Raw genomic sequence first — 14,520 nt, 5'->3', positions numbered from 1 at the left:
GGCGATCGTCGAATATCGATCGCACGACGGGAAGGAGATCGGGAGGAATGCGCAAGCGTCGCGGTGCCGCGGCGGGAAACAGCAGCATCAGCAGGACGAACGACGCGAGTGCCGTGAACAGCGCGGCACCGAATGCGCACAGGCCGTCGCCGTTTCCGGAGGGCGCCGTCTTGTCGGCATGCGCGTCGTGTTTGAGCGCATCGACGAGCGCCAGCGCATCGTTGGCCGGCGTGATCGGCGCGCTGGCGTCGAAGCGGGCGGCCAGCGCGGCGACGCTGACGATCAGCGGGCCGCGGCCCGAACACAGCACCACCGAGCCCGCATCCGGACCGTCCGGATCGAGCATCACGGCACCCGACATCAGCGCGCGGGACAGCAGCGTCACGAGGAGGAAACCCCACAGAAGCTGTCGCGCGACGCCTTGCCGGAGCAGGAAGCGGCGAAGTGCGTTCATGGCGCGCGATTGTACATCGGTTGGCGCGGAGGGGCCGGCCGCGGCGCTGATGAGCGGGATAAGTGTGCGAGCGAGCGCACGTGTGCGCGGCGTTACCGCGTCATGCGTCGCTCGGCTTCGTGATCGCAGCGGCGATCGATGCGCGCATTCGCTCGTATCGGGAGGTGCCTTATACGGCAGCCGGTTCGTCAAGCCGCCTGGTCAAGCCGCGTCACGCCGGATACGCATCGTCGACCTTCAGGTTCGCGAGCCGGAACAGCGTGCGCAGCGTCTGCGGATGAATGTCGCGGCGCGCGGCGAGCGATGTCAGCATGAAGTCGAGCACCTTCGCGTAGCGGAGCAGCACGAGGCAGCGCGCGAGATCGGGCGCGCGGCCGCGCATGTCTTCGGCGAGGTGAACCATCTCGGTCGACAGCGTGCGCGCCATCTCGAGTTCCATCTGCTGTTTCTCGGTCCAGTCGGGCAGCGGCTGTTCGAGCACCTTCGCGAGAAAGAGCTGGAACGCCGTGTCGGACGAATTGGGCAGCGCATCCATGAGGGGCCTCGTTGCTTGCGCGGATCGTTCGGGCGTAGTCGCGGATGCGCCCGAGGTTGAATTTGTGTCCGCGCGAGTCGTCGGCGCGGCTTTTACCGGAACGGAATGCAGGTTCCGTACCAGCGCCGCGATCCGATCGTCGAGCAATGTCGAGCGGCAATCCGGCGCCGGCCGGCGAGTCCCGCCGGGACTGGGTTGCGCGGGCGGCCGAGGATGGTGTCTACAGGCGGGGCGCGCTGGAAGCCGGGCGCACGGAGCGGCTCGGCGACGCGAAATGCTTCACGGATGTAACGTAACGCGGGGATAAAACGCGGCACGTTTTCGCCGGCGAACGGTTGGAACGTGCAGGCTTGTAGGTTCCGCCCGCGTCTGCCGTGCGTTCGCCGGCGGAAAGCGTCGCTGCGGGACGACCTCGGTTGCACGGCGAAACCGGCGGCGAATGCGCCGGGTGTTTCAGAACCGAGACGGTTTTACGAACGGCGCTTCGATGAGCCGGCCATCGAACTGGCCCTGCGATTCGCCGCGCAATTGTCCATGGGCAGACGGCGCGCGTTTGCCAACAATCTCCGCATTACCCCTGCGAGATTCGACATGAGCGTCCACGCCTTCTTCTCGGCCAACCTGCTGCTGGCCTACACGGCCTATTTCATCGGTACGGCCAGCCCGGGGCCGAGCAATCTGGCGATCATGTCGGTTGCTGCGAACCAGGGCCGCAACGCGGCGCTGGCATTCGCGCTCGGCGTCATTTCGGGGTCGATGTTCTGGGCGACGGTGGCGGCGCTTGGCGTATCGGCCGCGCTGCTTGCGTGGTCGAAGCTGCTGGTCGCGATCAAGATCTTCGGCGGGCTGTACCTGCTGTGGCTCGCGTTCAAGTCCGGGCGTACGGCGCTGTCGGGCACGGCGGCGGCATCGCTGAACGCGGCGGGCGAGCAGCGGCTGTCGCGCTTCTACGCGCGCGGCGCGATGCTGCACCTGACCAATCCGAAAGCCATTCTCGTGTGGGTGTCGATCGTTGCGCTGTCGTCGAACGGTGCGGGCGCGTCGCATGGCGCGGTCGTGCCGGGCTGTGTCGTGATCGGGTGCCTGGTGTTCGGCGGTTATGCGCTCGTGTTCTCGATGGACGGCGCGCGCCGGCTGTACGTGCGCGGCCGTCGCGCGATGGAAGCGTGTCTTGCCGTCGTGTTCGGCGTGGCGGGGATCAGGCTGCTGGCGTCGAACGTATGACAAACGGCGCGGTGCTCGCTGAAACCCTCCGCCGCATCGATGCGCGGCGGAAGGTTCCCGCTTCACGACGGCTTCAGAAAATGAAGCCCGTATTGATGAACTTCGACGTGTGATCCGACACGATCGAGGCGAGCAACTGCTTGCTGCCGTCGGTCTGCTTCGCCGCGACCATCGAGCGGATCGAGAACGCGCGCAGCGCATCGCTCACCGACAGCGTGCCTTCGGCCGAATCCTTGCGGCCCGCGAACGGGAACACGTCGGGCCCGCGCTGGCACTGGCAGTTGATGTTCACGCGGCACACCTGGTTCACGAGCGGATCGACGAGCGCGCCGATCTGCACCGGATCGGAACCGAAGATGCTGACCTGCTGGCCGTGATCGGACGTCGTCACGTAGTCGAGCGCGGTGTCGACGTCGTCGAACGGCGCGACCGGAATGATCGGCCCGAACTGTTCCTCGCGGTACAGCTTCATCCCTTCGGACACCGGATACACGACGGCCGGATAGAACAGCGTCTTGCTGAATTCGCCGCCCGAGTGGTTGACGACCTGCGCGCCCTTGGCGTTCGCGTCGTCGATCGCGTCCGTCATGTAGGCCGTGCGATGCATGCCGGGCAGCGGCGTGATGCTGACGCCTTTTTCCCACGGCATGCCGATCTTCAACTGTTCGAGCGCGGCGGTGAAGCGCTTCAGGAATTCGTCGACGATCGAACGGTGCACGAGCAGCATCTTCAGCGCGGTGCAGCGCTGGCCGTTGAACGACAGCGCGCCGAGCAGGCATTCCTTCACGGTGAGGTCGAGATCGGCGTCGGGCAGCACGATCGCCGCGTTCTTCGCATCGAGGCCGAGGATCGCGCGCAGCCGGTGCGACTTCGGGTGCTGCTTCTTCAGGTGATCGGCCACCTTGCTCGACCCGATCAGCGCGAGCACGTTGATCTTGCCCGACGCGAGCATGTGCGGCACGACCACCGCGCCCGGCGCGTAGATCGTGTTGATCACGCCCTTCGGGAACGCGTCGCGGAACGCTTCGAGCAGCGGCTCGAACAGCAGCGTGCCGTACTGCGGCGGCTTGAACACCACGGTGTTGCCCATCAGCAGCGCGGGGATCAGCGTCGCGAAGGTCTCGTTCAGCGGATAGTTGTACGGGCCCATGCACAGCACGACGCCGAGCGGCGTGCGGCGGATCTGGCCGATCGTGCCTTCCGCGATCACGAAGCGCGAGTTCGCGTTGTCGAGCTCCTTCAGCGCATCGATCGTCTGCGTCATGTACGTGACGGTGCGGTCGAACTCCTTCTGCGAATCGGCGAGGCTCTTGCCGATCTCCCACATGATCAGGTTCACGACCAGCTCGCGCTGCGCGACCATTCGCTTGATGAAATCCTGCATGCACGCGATGCGCTGCTCGACCTTCATCGTCGGCCACTCGCCGCGGCCCGAGTCGTACGCGCGCACCGCGGCGTCGAGCGCCGCGTCGCTTTCCGTTTCACCCATCACCGGATAGCTGCCGATCTCGACCTGCTCGACGCTGCCGTCCGCCTGCCGCACGCATACGGGCGACAGCACGGTCTTGGTTGCGCCGTCCCACGGTCGAAGTTCGCCGTCGACGAGCGACACGCGCTGGTGAATCGGCGAAGCGAGCCGGAATTCGGCGGGGATGTCTTGATACGCGGGAAACAGTTGCTGCAGGGAGGCGGAATCGGGCATGACGGTCTCGTTTGACGGGGTGTCCGGGAAGGACGGGCGATGCGAATCCTGAGCTGAATGATCCTCGAACCTGAATCGGCATGATGACGCGCGGACGACGACACGTCACGCTGGAACATGGCTGAATCAGCGGTTGGAACCAGTTCCATTAAAAAGGAACGCCGACACGAATGCAAGAATTGCCGAATCGCAGCACATGCATCGTAAGCATCCGGAAAGACTGTTGCCGAATGGCCGGTATAACGCGCTTGTTGCAACCGCAAACGTTTCACTCCGGCTGGTTTGGGCGGATAATGGCGCAGCGCGACGAAGAAAAAAATGAAGCGAGCCTGAGAGAGCAGACGTAGTGAACAACAGAAGAAGGTCCGCCGCGCTGCCGATGCGAGGTCGGCTGCCCGGAGCGCCGGGTCGGGGTTGCCCGGTCCGGCGCGCACCGGACCTTGAATGCGTCCCGCCTGCTTCACCGGATCCTTCGTGATCCTTTCCAATCCCTCCGTAGTCGTTTTCCGAATCCCGTCTTCTGCCTGAGCGTTTCCGCGCGATGCACTTGATGCGGTCGACTGTATCCTTTCGTCGAGCTTACGCCGGCGAATGAACCAACCACGCGAAAATGAAAGGCATTCGTCAGGAATGCAGGGCGCAATGCGCCGGCACGTTGCGGCCAGGCGACATGTTAAAAATTAATCGAAAACACGAATCATTCTCGTTTATTATTTCGCACCATTACGAGCCGTGACGGGACGTCACGGCTTTTTTCGTGCCGGTCGTGCCGGCCGGCATCCACCCGCGCCGGCCGTTCGCATGCCGGCATGCGCGACGGGGCGATCCCCCGCGCGCCATCCAGTTCACGGAAAGGGCGCCGTCGGTCGATGCGCCGCGCGATTCGCGCGTCGACCGGACGCGTTTCCGTTCGCCGTTTTTTCTCCACCCTCTACGTTCACGATGAAACTCAACACGAGCGCTTGCCATGCGCTTCTGATTGCCACGTCGCTGGCCGGCGCCCGCACTTCGTTCGCGCAGGCGAGCGACACCGCGGCGACCTTGCCCGCGATTTCCGTCAAAGCGGCCGCCGAGCATGCGTCGTACGACGCGGGCCGGTCGCGTGCGGCGACCAAGACCGACATGTCGCTGATGGACGTGCCGCAGACGGTGAACGTCGTCCCGCACGCGGTGATCGAGGACCAGAACGCGTCTTCGATGCAGGACGCGTTGCGCAACGTGCCGGGCGTCGGCTTCTCGGTCGGCGACGGCCAGCGCGACCAGATCACGATCCGTGGCTTCAACAGCATCACGGACCAGTACGTCGACGGCATTCGCGACGACGCGCTGTACTATCGCGACCTGTCGAACGTCGAGCGCGTCGAGGTGCTGAAGGGGCCGGCGGCCGTGCTGTACGGGCGCGGCTCGGCGGGCGGCATCGTGAATCGCGTGCTGAAGCGGCCGGACGCGAACCCGGTGCGCGACGTGGGCGTGACGCTCGGCACGCGCGGCGAGCGGCGCGGCGAATTCGACCTCGGCTGGAATGCGAACGACGCGGCGCGCTTCCGCATCACCGGCGCGGCCGAGAACTCGAACAGCTTTCGCGACCAGTTCCAGCTCAACCGCCAGGCGATCGCGCCGTCCGCGCAGTTCAAGCTGGACAGCAACACGGTGCTGAACGTCGAATTCGACTACCTGCACGACCGCCGCACGTCCGACCAGGGCCTGCCCGCGTATCGCGGCCGGCCGGTCGACGTGCCGATCAACACGTTCTACGGCTCGGCCGACGCCGCGAACAGCTCGTACAACGACGTCTCCGCGAAGAGCGCGACGGTGTCGCTCGATCACCGCTTCAGCGATACGCTGTCGTTCCACGGTGCGATCCGCGCGTACGACTTCTCGCTCGAACGCAAGAACTACGTGACGTTCGAGCCGATCAAGACGGCCGCGCACCCGGTCGTGACGCTCGACCAGTCGACGCGCCAGCGCACCGACCACGGCATCGACGGCGTGTTCGAGCTCACGCAGAAAACGTCGCTGTTCGGCATGCGCCACGAGCTGCTGTACGGGCTGGAGCTGTCGCAGCAGCAGAAGTTCGACACGGTCTACAACGTGACGAAGGTCGCCACCTACGATCTCTTCAATCCGCAGCAGGTGATCCTGCCCGGCGTGCCGACCGGCGCGCGTGCGAAGACGAACGCGTCGACCGTCGTCGGGCTCGCGGGCGTCTATGCGCAGGACCTGATCTCGCTGACCGAACACTGGAAGGTGCTCGCCGGCCTGCGCTTCGACTACCTGAACCAGATCCGCCACGACTACACGTCGTCGAACGTCAATCTCGACCGCACCGATCACGCGTGGAGCCCGCGTGTCGGCCTGATCTACGAACCGCTCGACTGGCTGACGCTGTACGGTTCGTTCAGCCAGTCGTTCTCGCCGCTCGCCGATACGCTGATCAGTTCCGGCGCGTTCTCGAACGGCGCCGCGCTCGCACCGCAGAAGACCACCGCGTATGAGCTCGGCTCGCGCTTCGACCTCGGCGGCAAGGCGACGGCCAGCGTCGCGCTGTTCGACATGCGCCAGACCAACCAGCAGATCGGCGACCCCGCGAATCCCGGTTATGCGCTGCCGATCGGCACGCAGCACGTGCGCGGGATGGAGCTGGGCTTCACCGGCGAGATCGCGCCGAAGTGGTCGGTGTACGCCGGTTACGCTTACATGAACGGCACGGTCGACGGTTCGCCGCAATCGACGGCGGCCGGCCTCGCGCTGTCGAGCAACACGCCGGGGCTGATGCCGCGCCACAGCGCGAACCTGTGGCTGAAGCGCGAGCTGCCGTACGGCTTCTATGCGGCGGCCGGCATGCAGTTCCAGTCGGCGCGTTACACGTCGGCCAGCGATCTCGTCACGCTGCCGTCGTTCACGGTGTTCAACCTGGGCGCCGGCTATCGCAGCAAGAAGGTCGACGTGACGCTCACGCTCGACAATCTGTTCAATCGCCGCTACTTCATTGCCGCGCACGGCAATGCGGACCTGTACAACATGCCCGGCGATCCGCGCACGTTGACCGCGACGGTGAAGTGGCACATGTGACGCGCTTGCCGCGCGACAATGCGGGTCTTCGTTTCGACGACCCGCACCTCACTGCCCATGATCCGGAAAGCGTTTGATGTGTCGAGCATGAACGGCCGCGCCCGCGCGCTGTGTCTGGTGTTGCTCGCGTGCGGTTCGGCCGCGGCGGGCGCGCAGCCGGTGCCGGCCGACGCCGAGCCGGACTGCTGCGCGGTGCATGTCGGGCGGGCGATCACGTTGTCGGGCCGTTACGCGCTCGATTACGGCGACGAATCGATCGGGTCGGACGTGTGGTTCGAAGAGGACTACGCGTCGGCGCGGCGCTTGCCGGACCGTTCGCAACGCGCGGGCGTGATCGTTTTCACGAACCAGCGCGATGCGACGCGCGGGCTGCGGCTGCCCGCCGCGCAGCCGAACGGCGTGTGCCGGTTCGACGGGCGCGCGACGATCGTGATCCGCGATCTGGATACCGCGTGCCCAGGGCTGGAAACGCCCGATAGCGCACGGCTGGTGAAGGTCGTCGCGGCCGATTTGCCGACGCCGCACGCGTGCGCTGCCGCCGCGCCGTGACCTGAACGTGACCTGAAGCGGGCGCGTTACTCGACGTCCTCGTCATCCTCCGCGTCGGCGTCGTCCGCATCTCCCTCCGGCGCCGCATACGCGCTCGCCTGCTCGAGCAGCCAGCCGCGAAACAGCTCCAGCGGCTTGCTGTGGCTGAACTCCGTCGGATACACGAGGTAGTACGCGGAATCGCCGACTGTCGCCGCGTCGCACGGCACGACCAGGCCGAGCTGCTGCAACTGTTCCTCGACGAAGAACTTCGGCACGAGCGCGATCCCGAGCCCGGCCGCGGCCGCGCTGATCAGCATCGTGTGCAGCTCGTAGCGCACGCCCTGCATCGTGCGGATGTCCTCGACGCCATGCGTCTCGAACCACTGCGCCCACGCGCCGGGGCGCGTCGTCGAGTGCAGCAGCGGATAAGCGAGCAGATCCTCGACGCGCTCGACCGGCCCGTCGAGCAGCGCGGGCGAGCAGATCGGCACGACTTCCTCGCCGAACAGGTAGTCGGACGACGTGCCGGGCCAGGTCGGCTTGCCGTAGTGGATCGCGGCCTCGAAATGGGTGTCCTCGAACGAGAACAGGTCGGTGCGGCTGCCCATGTTCACGCGCACGTCGGGCGTGCGGTCGTAGAAGCTCTTGATGCGCGGGATCAGCCAGTGCGACGCGAACGTCGGCAGCACCGCGAGCTCCAGGTAGCCGCCGCCGCTGCCGTGCGCGATGATCGACAGCGTGTCGCGGTCGAGCGCTTCCAGCGCGCGCCGCACCTGCGTGCCGTACAGCTTGCCGGCGCGCGTCAGCACGACGCGCTGTTTCACGCGCGCGAACAGCCGCACGCCGAGGCTTGCCTCGAGCGTCGCGATCTGCCGCGATACCGCGCTTTCGGTCAGGAACAGCTCCTTGGCCGCGTGCGTGAAGCTCTCGTGGCGCGCGGCGGCTTCGAAAGCCACCAGTGCGCCCATGTTGGGGATCTTGAATTTGCGCATGATGCTCGATTTGTCTGACGTACGGACCTGCGCGGCGCGGGCCGGCGAGCAGGGTCGGGGACGGTCAATAATTCCAAAAACTCATCACGTGTCAATTTAATCTCGCTTTACGCCCGGCTGCAACCATTTGAATAATGCTCCCCACGCAAGGTCAGGCGCCCGCAGGGCTGCCGGCCGACGAGTTGCCGGCACGTTTGCCGGCGGTCCCCCGAGACGAGAATCCTGATGCGCAATCCGAATATCGAGAGCTTGCTGACGAAGCTGCTGGGACAGGCGAAGACCGACGCCCTGTTCTCGACCCTGAACATGCCGGCCATCCTCGAAGAATGGGAGGACGGTATCGTGACGCGCGCGGAGATCGCGCAGGCGATGAACATGGCGCTGTTCGAAGGGCTGCTCGAGCGTTCGGCGAACGGCCGCGCGTACACGGCCGACGCGATCGAAAACGGCGGCTCGGTCTACTTCGACCACGGCGCGCTGCGCACGGTGCGCTGGCCGCACACGGGCGCGCTGCCGCCGGGCGAGGCCGCGTTCACGCGCATCCTGCGTCCGCTCGGCTTCCGCCTGAACGGCCGTTACCCGCTCGACAAGCTCGGCATGACCGGCCGCGCGTATGCGCACGAGGACGCACCGGACGAGATCGCGCAGTTCTTCGTCAGCGAACTGCATCCGGAGTGCTTCTCGAAGGAATTCCAGCAGGCCGTGACGAACGTCGTGAGCTCGTCGCGCGATCCGCTGTCGCCGGCGGCCGTCGCGCTGCTGTGGGAAGTCGAACGCGAAGGCTGGCTGTCGCTCGATGCCGCGCACGCGCTGCTGCCGGAGATCGTCGGCGCGTTCGCGCGCCAGCACGACCTGCCGAACGAACTCGACTACGAAACGCTGCTGATGGAATCGGCGGAAATGGCGTGGATCTCGACCGAAGGCAACGCGTTCAACCATGCGACCGACCGCGTCGCCGACGTGTTCACGCTGTCCGACGACGAGAAGGCGAAGGGCCGGCCGATGAAGCCGGAAGTCGAGCGCTCGCGCTCGGGCCGCGTGTTCCAGACCGCGTATCGCGCGGATACCGTCGAGCGCGAGTTCCGCACGCGCGACGGCGGCACGGTGAAGCGCAACGTACCGGGCTCGTTCTACGAGTTCATCACGCGCAAGCGCACGTTCGACCAGGCGGCGCGCCGTTGGGTGACCGACCTGCGTTTCGATGCCGGCAACGCGCAGGGCATCTTCAAGATGACGGCGAACGCGGCGAAGTGATGGCGTGAAGCGGGCGGTGATGCGGCGGCGGCATGATTGTCGCGTGCATATCGACTCGTAGCGTCGAATGCCGTGAATCGATCGGGCGGGGCGTGCAAGCGCCTCGCCCGATTGCGTTTGGCGGCGGCCGAGGTACGGCGGGTCGCCGGCCCGCCGACGCACGGGCCGCGCGTTTTACGCGCACCGGAACTTGATGACAAATCCTCACAACATAGTTCCGATAATTCGTTTGCTGCACGGGTATTGGCTACCCACAATCCTTTCACCTCTTTCGCGGTGAAAGGCTCTACGGAGAAGGAGCCGCGGTGATCGGCCGGTCGGTTCGGCGCCTTCGTCGAATGGCGCCCCGGCGGCGGACGACATCACCGGCACGCGAGAGGTCGCCGACGCGCGGCGGTCGCGCGTTGCATCCCGACCCACAGAACAAGGACTGTCATGACGTTCCGCATTCGTTCGCTTTCCGGCGTTGCATTGACCGCCGCGATCCTCGCGTTCCAGACGGGCGCGGCTCATGCGCAGGAGACGGTCGTCAAGGTCGGCGTGGCCGGCCCGCTGACGGGCGGCGGCGCCGCGTACGGCAAGGACATCGAGAACGGCGTGCGCATGGCCGTCGACGAAGCGAATGCCGCGGGTACGACGGTGGGCGGCAAGCCCGTGAAGTTCGTCGTCGCGTCGCAGGACGACCAGAGCGATCCGCGCACCGGCGTGCAGGCCGCGCAGCAGCTCGCCGACGCGCAGGTGGCGGTCGTGATCGGCCATTTCAATTCGGGCACGACGCTGCCCGCATCGAAGATTTACGCGAAGGCGGGCATTCCGATGATCACGCCGTCGGCGACCAATCCCGACATCACGCGCGCCGGGCTCGGCACCGTGTACCGCGTGATTGCGACCGACACGCAGAACGCCGGCAACGCAGGCGCGTATGCGGCGAGCGTGACCAAGGCGAAGCGCATCGCGATCATCGACGATCGCACCGCGTTCGGCCAGGGCGAAGCCGACGAATTCGAGAAGGCCGTGAAGGCGAACGGCGGCACGATCGTCGCGCGCGAATTCACGAACGACAAGGCCGTCGACTTCAGCGCGCAGCTCACGAAGATCAAGAGCACGAATGCCGATCTCGTGTTCTTCGGCGGCCTCGACGCGCAGGCCGCGATGCTGGTCAAGCGCATGCGCCAGCTCGGCATCCGCGCGCAGTTCCTCGCGGGCGGCGGCGTGATGAACGCGAACTTCATCAAGCTGGCCGGCAATGCGGCGGAAGGCGCGGCCGTGTGGGAATACGGGCAGCCGCTGTCGCGCCTGGCGAAGGGCAAGCTGTTCGAAACGAAATTCAAGCAGAAGTACGGCGTCGACATGCTCGCGTATGCGCCGTTCGCGTACGACGCGACGTGGATCGCGATCAACGCGATGCAGAAGGCGAATTCGACCAAGCCGGCCGATTTCAACGGCGCGCTGAAGGGCACGCGCTACGACGGCATCACCGGCACGATCGCGTTCACGAACACGGGCGACTTGAAGAACCCGAGCTCGACGCTGTATGAAGTGAAGAACGCCGCGTGGCAGCCCGTCACGACGAAATCGGCGGATTGAACGCAAGCGCGCGCGGACTTTCGCGGCGATGCCGGACGTGCTGAAATACCGAGAGCGATCGGTTGCGATCGCGGCGCACGCCGGGGCGATCGCCCGGGAAGCCTGCAGGCGCGGCGCCGCGCGCGACGCGGCACGAACAACCAACGGGCGCGGCCGGCTGGCCGCGTCTATTACGTGCAACTGGAGTCAGTCGTGAGTTCTCAAGTCGTCATCGTCGGCGGTGGTGTGATCGGCAGCTCGATCGCCTATTTCCTGCGCGCCACCGATCCGACGGTCGCCGTGACCGTCATCGAACGCGACCCCACCTATGCGCGATCGTCGTCGGCGCTGTCGGCCGCGTCGATCCGCCAGCAGTTCTCGACGCCGCTGTCGATCGAGATGTCGCTGTTCGGCATCGACTTCCTGCGCACGATCGGCGAGCGGCTCGAAGTGGACGGCAACCGGCCGTCGATCGATCTGCACGAAGGCGGCTACCTGTTCCTCGCGACGCCGGCCGGCGATGCGACGCTGCGCGAGAACCATGCGCTGCAGATCAGCCTCGGCGCCGATATCCGGTTGATGGATCGCGATGCGCTGCGCGCGAAGTTTCCGTGGCTGAACGTCGACGATCTCGTGTCGGGCGCGTACGGCGTGAGCGGCGAAGGCTGGTTCGACGGCTACGGGCTCGTGCAGGCGCTGCGCAAGAAAGCGCAGGCGCTCGGGGCGCGGTATGTGGCGGCCGACGTGAAGTCGGTCGAACGCGATGGACGGAAGATCACGCATGTCGTGACGGGCGACGGCGAGCGTTATGCGTGCGACACGCTGGTCAACGCGGCCGGTGCGTGGACGCGCACGCTGTCGTCGATGATGGGCATCGACATTCCCGTGTATGCGCGGCGCCGCAGCATCTTCAACGTGTCGTCGCCGGCGAAGCTCGCCGATTGTCCGCTGCTGATCGATCCGACGGGCGTGTATTTCCGGCCGGAAGGGCGCACGTATATCTGCGGCACGTCGCCGAGCCCGGATCGCGACCCGGACGATCTGCCGCTGGACGAGGTCGACCACGACCTGTTCGACGACGTGATCTGGCCGACGCTCGCGAATCGCGTGCCGGAATTCGAGGCGCTGCGCGTGGAGAACTGCTGGTCCGGGTACTACGAGTACAACGTGTTCGACCACAACGCGATCATCGGGTATCACCCGGAACTCGACAACGTCGTGTTCGCGAACGGCTATAGCGGCCACGGGCTGCAGCAAGGGCCGGCAACGGGGCGCGGCGTCAGTGAACTCATTCTGGGCGGGCGTTACGAAACGCTCGACCTGTCGTCGCTCGGCTGGGCGCGAGTGCTGGAAAACCGGCCGATCGTCGAAAAGAACGTCGTGTAGCGCGGCGTGACCGCCCGGTGTAGGCTGGGCGGTATTCTCCTTGTGTCTCAAACCTATTGGCCCGACTTTGTCGGGCTTTTTTTCGTTTATCGTGGATTTCGGTGGAGGGGAGCTTGGCGACTCGTTGCTGCCGGTCGCCCGTTCGGACATTCGAGGCCAGCTAACTGTCCATCGGACCGGAATGAGCGTGATGACTGTTCGCAGGCAGGTTTTTGGCATCCACCGTGCGCTGCCTGATCATCCGTTTCGATCGATGACGGGTCCTCCAGCGGCAGCACGGGTTGAATCCGCATCTGATACCCGCCCTTGGGATTATGATGACGCGATCGGCAGCGGTGGCTTAAGGCACGATTGCGCGGCCTGTTCCGTCAATTGGCCGGTGCTCGCTTGCCGGCGCTTTCCCGATGCATTTTCCGTAACACGAGGCGGCGATCTTTAAAGCCGCGAGTGGGGCGAACCATGGATCAAGGCGGAGACTTTATCGTGCGCACCATGTCGGCCGACGAGCTAGCCATGTCGGTCGAATGGGCGGCTGCGGAAGGGTGGAACCCTGGCTGGCATGACTCGCACTGTTTCAGGGAAGCGGACCCGGCCGGGTTCTTCGTCGGTGTTTGGCGCGGCGAGCCGGTTGCGTGCCTTTCCGCCGTCGCCTATGACGAACACTTTGGCTTCATCGGCCTCTACATCGTGAAGCCCGGGTTTCGCGGCAAAGGCTTCGGCATGCGAATCTGGCAGCACGGCATGCGTTATCTTGGCGACCGCAACATCGGTCTCGATGGTGTCGTCGCCCAGCAGGCGAACTACAGGAAGTCCGGGTTCCGGCTCGCGTACCGCAACATCCGCTATCAGGGCCGCGTGGGCGGCATCGGGTGCGCGCATGTCGCGGCAGCGGCCGATGTGCCGTTCGAGCAGTTGCTTGCCTACGATCGCCAGTGTTTCCCCGCGGCGCGCGAGCGTTTCGTCTCCGCGTGGATCGCGCAGCCGGATGCCGTTGCGCTCGCAACGGTCGACGCCGGCCGTGTCGCCGGCTACGGTGTCGTGCGCCGCTGCAACGAGGGTTGCAAGATCGGCCCGCTCTTCGCCGATGACGCAGGCGTCGCCACCGGGCTGTTTCGCGCGCTGGCGGCGAGCGTGCCCGGCGAGGTCATCGTGCTCGACGTGCCGGAAACGAATCCTGCGGCTGTCGCACTGGCGGAGCGGCACGGCATGACGAGCGTCTTCGAAACCGCGCGGATGTATACGAAAGACGCGCCCGCGATCGCGATCGATCGCGTGTTCGGGGTGACGTCGTTCGAGCTGGGGTGATGGGGCGGACGGGGCTGCCGTCGATGGCTGCATGTGGCAACATCGCGGTGATCCGTACTTCACGTCAGGGCGCGGGTAGGCCCAACTTTCCGAGAGGGAACTCATGTTTGACCACGTCAAATTCGGAGTCAGCGATTTCGCAGCGAGCAAGGCGTTTTTCCTCAAGGCACTCGAGCCGCTTGGCGTAGTGGTTGCGGGGGAGGGGGAGCCTTCGTACGGCGTCGAGCTTTGTCCGCCGGGGCCGTGGCAGCCTTCGTTGTGCCTGTTCCAGACTTCGGAGAAGCCCGCGCATCTTCACATCGCATTCAAGGCCGAGAATCGGCGGCAAGTCGACGAGTTCTATCGCGCGGCGCTGGAGGCGGGCGGGAAAGACAATGGCGCGCCGGGGTTGAGGCCGCGTTATAGCGCGAATTACTATGCGGCGTTCGTCATCGGGCCGGATGGGCACAATATCGAGGTGGTTTGTCAGCGGGCTGAGGGGTGAATTTCTGTCGAGCCG

Annotated in this window: 12 protein-coding genes; 8 read left to right on the top strand and 4 right to left on the bottom strand. The window is 65.7% G+C overall.

What is annotated here, in order from left to right; translation table 11 throughout:
• Together GD429_RS09815 and GD429_RS09810 are read right to left on the bottom strand one after the other, a co-directional pair.
• A partial coding sequence (locus GD429_RS09815; protein ID WP_152856749.1) for a hypothetical protein occupies nt 1–454 on the bottom strand: 454 nt, incomplete at its 3' end.
• Between the two features lie 211 nt (nt 455–665).
• Complete coding sequence (locus tag GD429_RS09810) at nt 666–989, bottom strand: DNA-binding protein (protein WP_152856748.1); 324 nt, start codon at nt 987–989, stop codon at nt 666–668.
• Between the two features lie 591 nt (nt 990–1,580).
• Between GD429_RS09810 and GD429_RS09805 the strand changes: the two genes are divergently transcribed.
• The gene (locus tag GD429_RS09805) at nt 1,581–2,213 is read left to right on the top strand and encodes a LysE family translocator (protein WP_152856747.1); all 633 of its coding nucleotides are present in this window, start codon (nt 1,581–1,583) and stop codon (nt 2,211–2,213) included.
• A gap of 73 nt (nt 2,214–2,286) precedes the next feature.
• Here GD429_RS09805 and GD429_RS09800 read toward each other — a convergent pair whose 3' ends face one another.
• Nucleotides 2,287–3,915: an NADP-dependent glyceraldehyde-3-phosphate dehydrogenase gene (locus tag GD429_RS09800; RefSeq protein ID WP_152856746.1), complete on the bottom strand. Its 1,629-nt coding sequence runs from the start codon at nt 3,913–3,915 to the stop codon at nt 2,287–2,289.
• 942 nt (nt 3,916–4,857) lie between these two features.
• Between GD429_RS09800 and GD429_RS09795 the strand changes: the two genes are divergently transcribed.
• Together GD429_RS09795 and GD429_RS09790 are read left to right on the top strand one after the other, a co-directional pair.
• Nucleotides 4,858–6,987, top strand: coding sequence for a TonB-dependent receptor (locus GD429_RS09795; RefSeq protein ID WP_152856745.1), 2,130 nt, complete (start codon nt 4,858–4,860; stop codon nt 6,985–6,987).
• A gap of 87 nt (nt 6,988–7,074) precedes the next feature.
• Nucleotides 7,075–7,536: a hypothetical protein gene (locus GD429_RS09790; protein WP_152856744.1), complete on the top strand. Its 462-nt coding sequence runs from the start codon at nt 7,075–7,077 to the stop codon at nt 7,534–7,536.
• A gap of 26 nt (nt 7,537–7,562) precedes the next feature.
• On the opposite strand, the gene GD429_RS09785 is transcribed toward GD429_RS09790, so the two are convergent.
• The gene (locus GD429_RS09785) at nt 7,563–8,510 is read right to left on the bottom strand and encodes a LysR family transcriptional regulator (RefSeq protein ID WP_152856743.1); all 948 of its coding nucleotides are present in this window, start codon (nt 8,508–8,510) and stop codon (nt 7,563–7,565) included.
• A 225-nt stretch (nt 8,511–8,735) separates the two neighbouring features.
• Here GD429_RS09785 and GD429_RS09780 point away from each other — a divergent pair, with 225 nt between their 5' ends.
• The 5 genes from GD429_RS09780 to GD429_RS09760 all read left to right on the top strand — a co-directional run bounded on the left by GD429_RS09780 (nt 8,736) and on the right by GD429_RS09760 (nt 14,505).
• On the top strand, nt 8,736–9,764 hold the full coding sequence (locus GD429_RS09780; protein ID WP_152856742.1) for a DUF1338 domain-containing protein: 1,029 nt from the start codon (nt 8,736–8,738) through the stop codon (nt 9,762–9,764).
• A 435-nt stretch (nt 9,765–10,199) separates the two neighbouring features.
• The gene (locus GD429_RS09775) at nt 10,200–11,351 is read left to right on the top strand and encodes a branched-chain amino acid ABC transporter substrate-binding protein (protein WP_152856741.1); all 1,152 of its coding nucleotides are present in this window, start codon (nt 10,200–10,202) and stop codon (nt 11,349–11,351) included.
• Between the two features lie 192 nt (nt 11,352–11,543).
• On the top strand, nt 11,544–12,716 hold the full coding sequence (locus GD429_RS09770) for an FAD-binding oxidoreductase (RefSeq protein ID WP_321574502.1): 1,173 nt from the start codon (nt 11,544–11,546) through the stop codon (nt 12,714–12,716).
• 459 nt (nt 12,717–13,175) lie between these two features.
• Entirely contained in the window at nt 13,176–14,021 is an 846-nt protein-coding gene (locus GD429_RS09765) for a GNAT family N-acetyltransferase (RefSeq protein ID WP_152856762.1), read from the top strand.
• A 103-nt stretch (nt 14,022–14,124) separates the two neighbouring features.
• Nucleotides 14,125–14,505: a VOC family protein gene (locus tag GD429_RS09760; protein ID WP_152856740.1), complete on the top strand. Its 381-nt coding sequence runs from the start codon at nt 14,125–14,127 to the stop codon at nt 14,503–14,505.
• Nucleotides 14,506–14,520 lie beyond the last annotated feature (15 nt).

The organism is Burkholderia sp. BE17, from assembly GCF_009362305.1.
Taxonomy (GTDB): domain Bacteria; phylum Pseudomonadota; class Gammaproteobacteria; order Burkholderiales; family Burkholderiaceae; genus Burkholderia; species Burkholderia pyrrocinia_C.
Note: the sequence above shows the minus strand (reverse complement) of the source record. Positions and strands in the feature narration are given on the sequence as shown.

Excerpts from the sequence above, each read along its gene's own strand:
- GD429_RS09790 (WP_152856744.1), top strand. The coding sequence starts at position 7,075 with ATGAACGGCCGCGCCCGCGCGCTGTGTCTGGTGTTGCTCGCGTGCGGT.
- GD429_RS09795 (WP_152856745.1), top strand. The coding sequence starts at position 4,858 with ATGAAACTCAACACGAGCGCTTGCCATGCGCTTCTGATTGCCACGTCG.
- GD429_RS09805 (WP_152856747.1), top strand. The coding sequence starts at position 1,581 with ATGAGCGTCCACGCCTTCTTCTCGGCCAACCTGCTGCTGGCCTACACG.
- GD429_RS09785 (WP_152856743.1), bottom strand. The coding sequence starts at position 8,510 with ATGCGCAAATTCAAGATCCCCAACATGGGCGCACTGGTGGCTTTCGAA.
- GD429_RS09780 (WP_152856742.1), top strand. The coding sequence starts at position 8,736 with ATGCGCAATCCGAATATCGAGAGCTTGCTGACGAAGCTGCTGGGACAG.
- GD429_RS09800 (WP_152856746.1), bottom strand. The coding sequence starts at position 3,915 with ATGCCCGATTCCGCCTCCCTGCAGCAACTGTTTCCCGCGTATCAAGAC.
- GD429_RS09775 (WP_152856741.1), top strand. The coding sequence starts at position 10,200 with ATGACGTTCCGCATTCGTTCGCTTTCCGGCGTTGCATTGACCGCCGCG.
- GD429_RS09810 (WP_152856748.1), bottom strand. The coding sequence starts at position 989 with ATGGATGCGCTGCCCAATTCGTCCGACACGGCGTTCCAGCTCTTTCTC.
- GD429_RS09765 (WP_152856762.1), top strand. The coding sequence starts at position 13,176 with ATGGATCAAGGCGGAGACTTTATCGTGCGCACCATGTCGGCCGACGAG.
- GD429_RS09760 (WP_152856740.1), top strand. The coding sequence starts at position 14,125 with ATGTTTGACCACGTCAAATTCGGAGTCAGCGATTTCGCAGCGAGCAAG.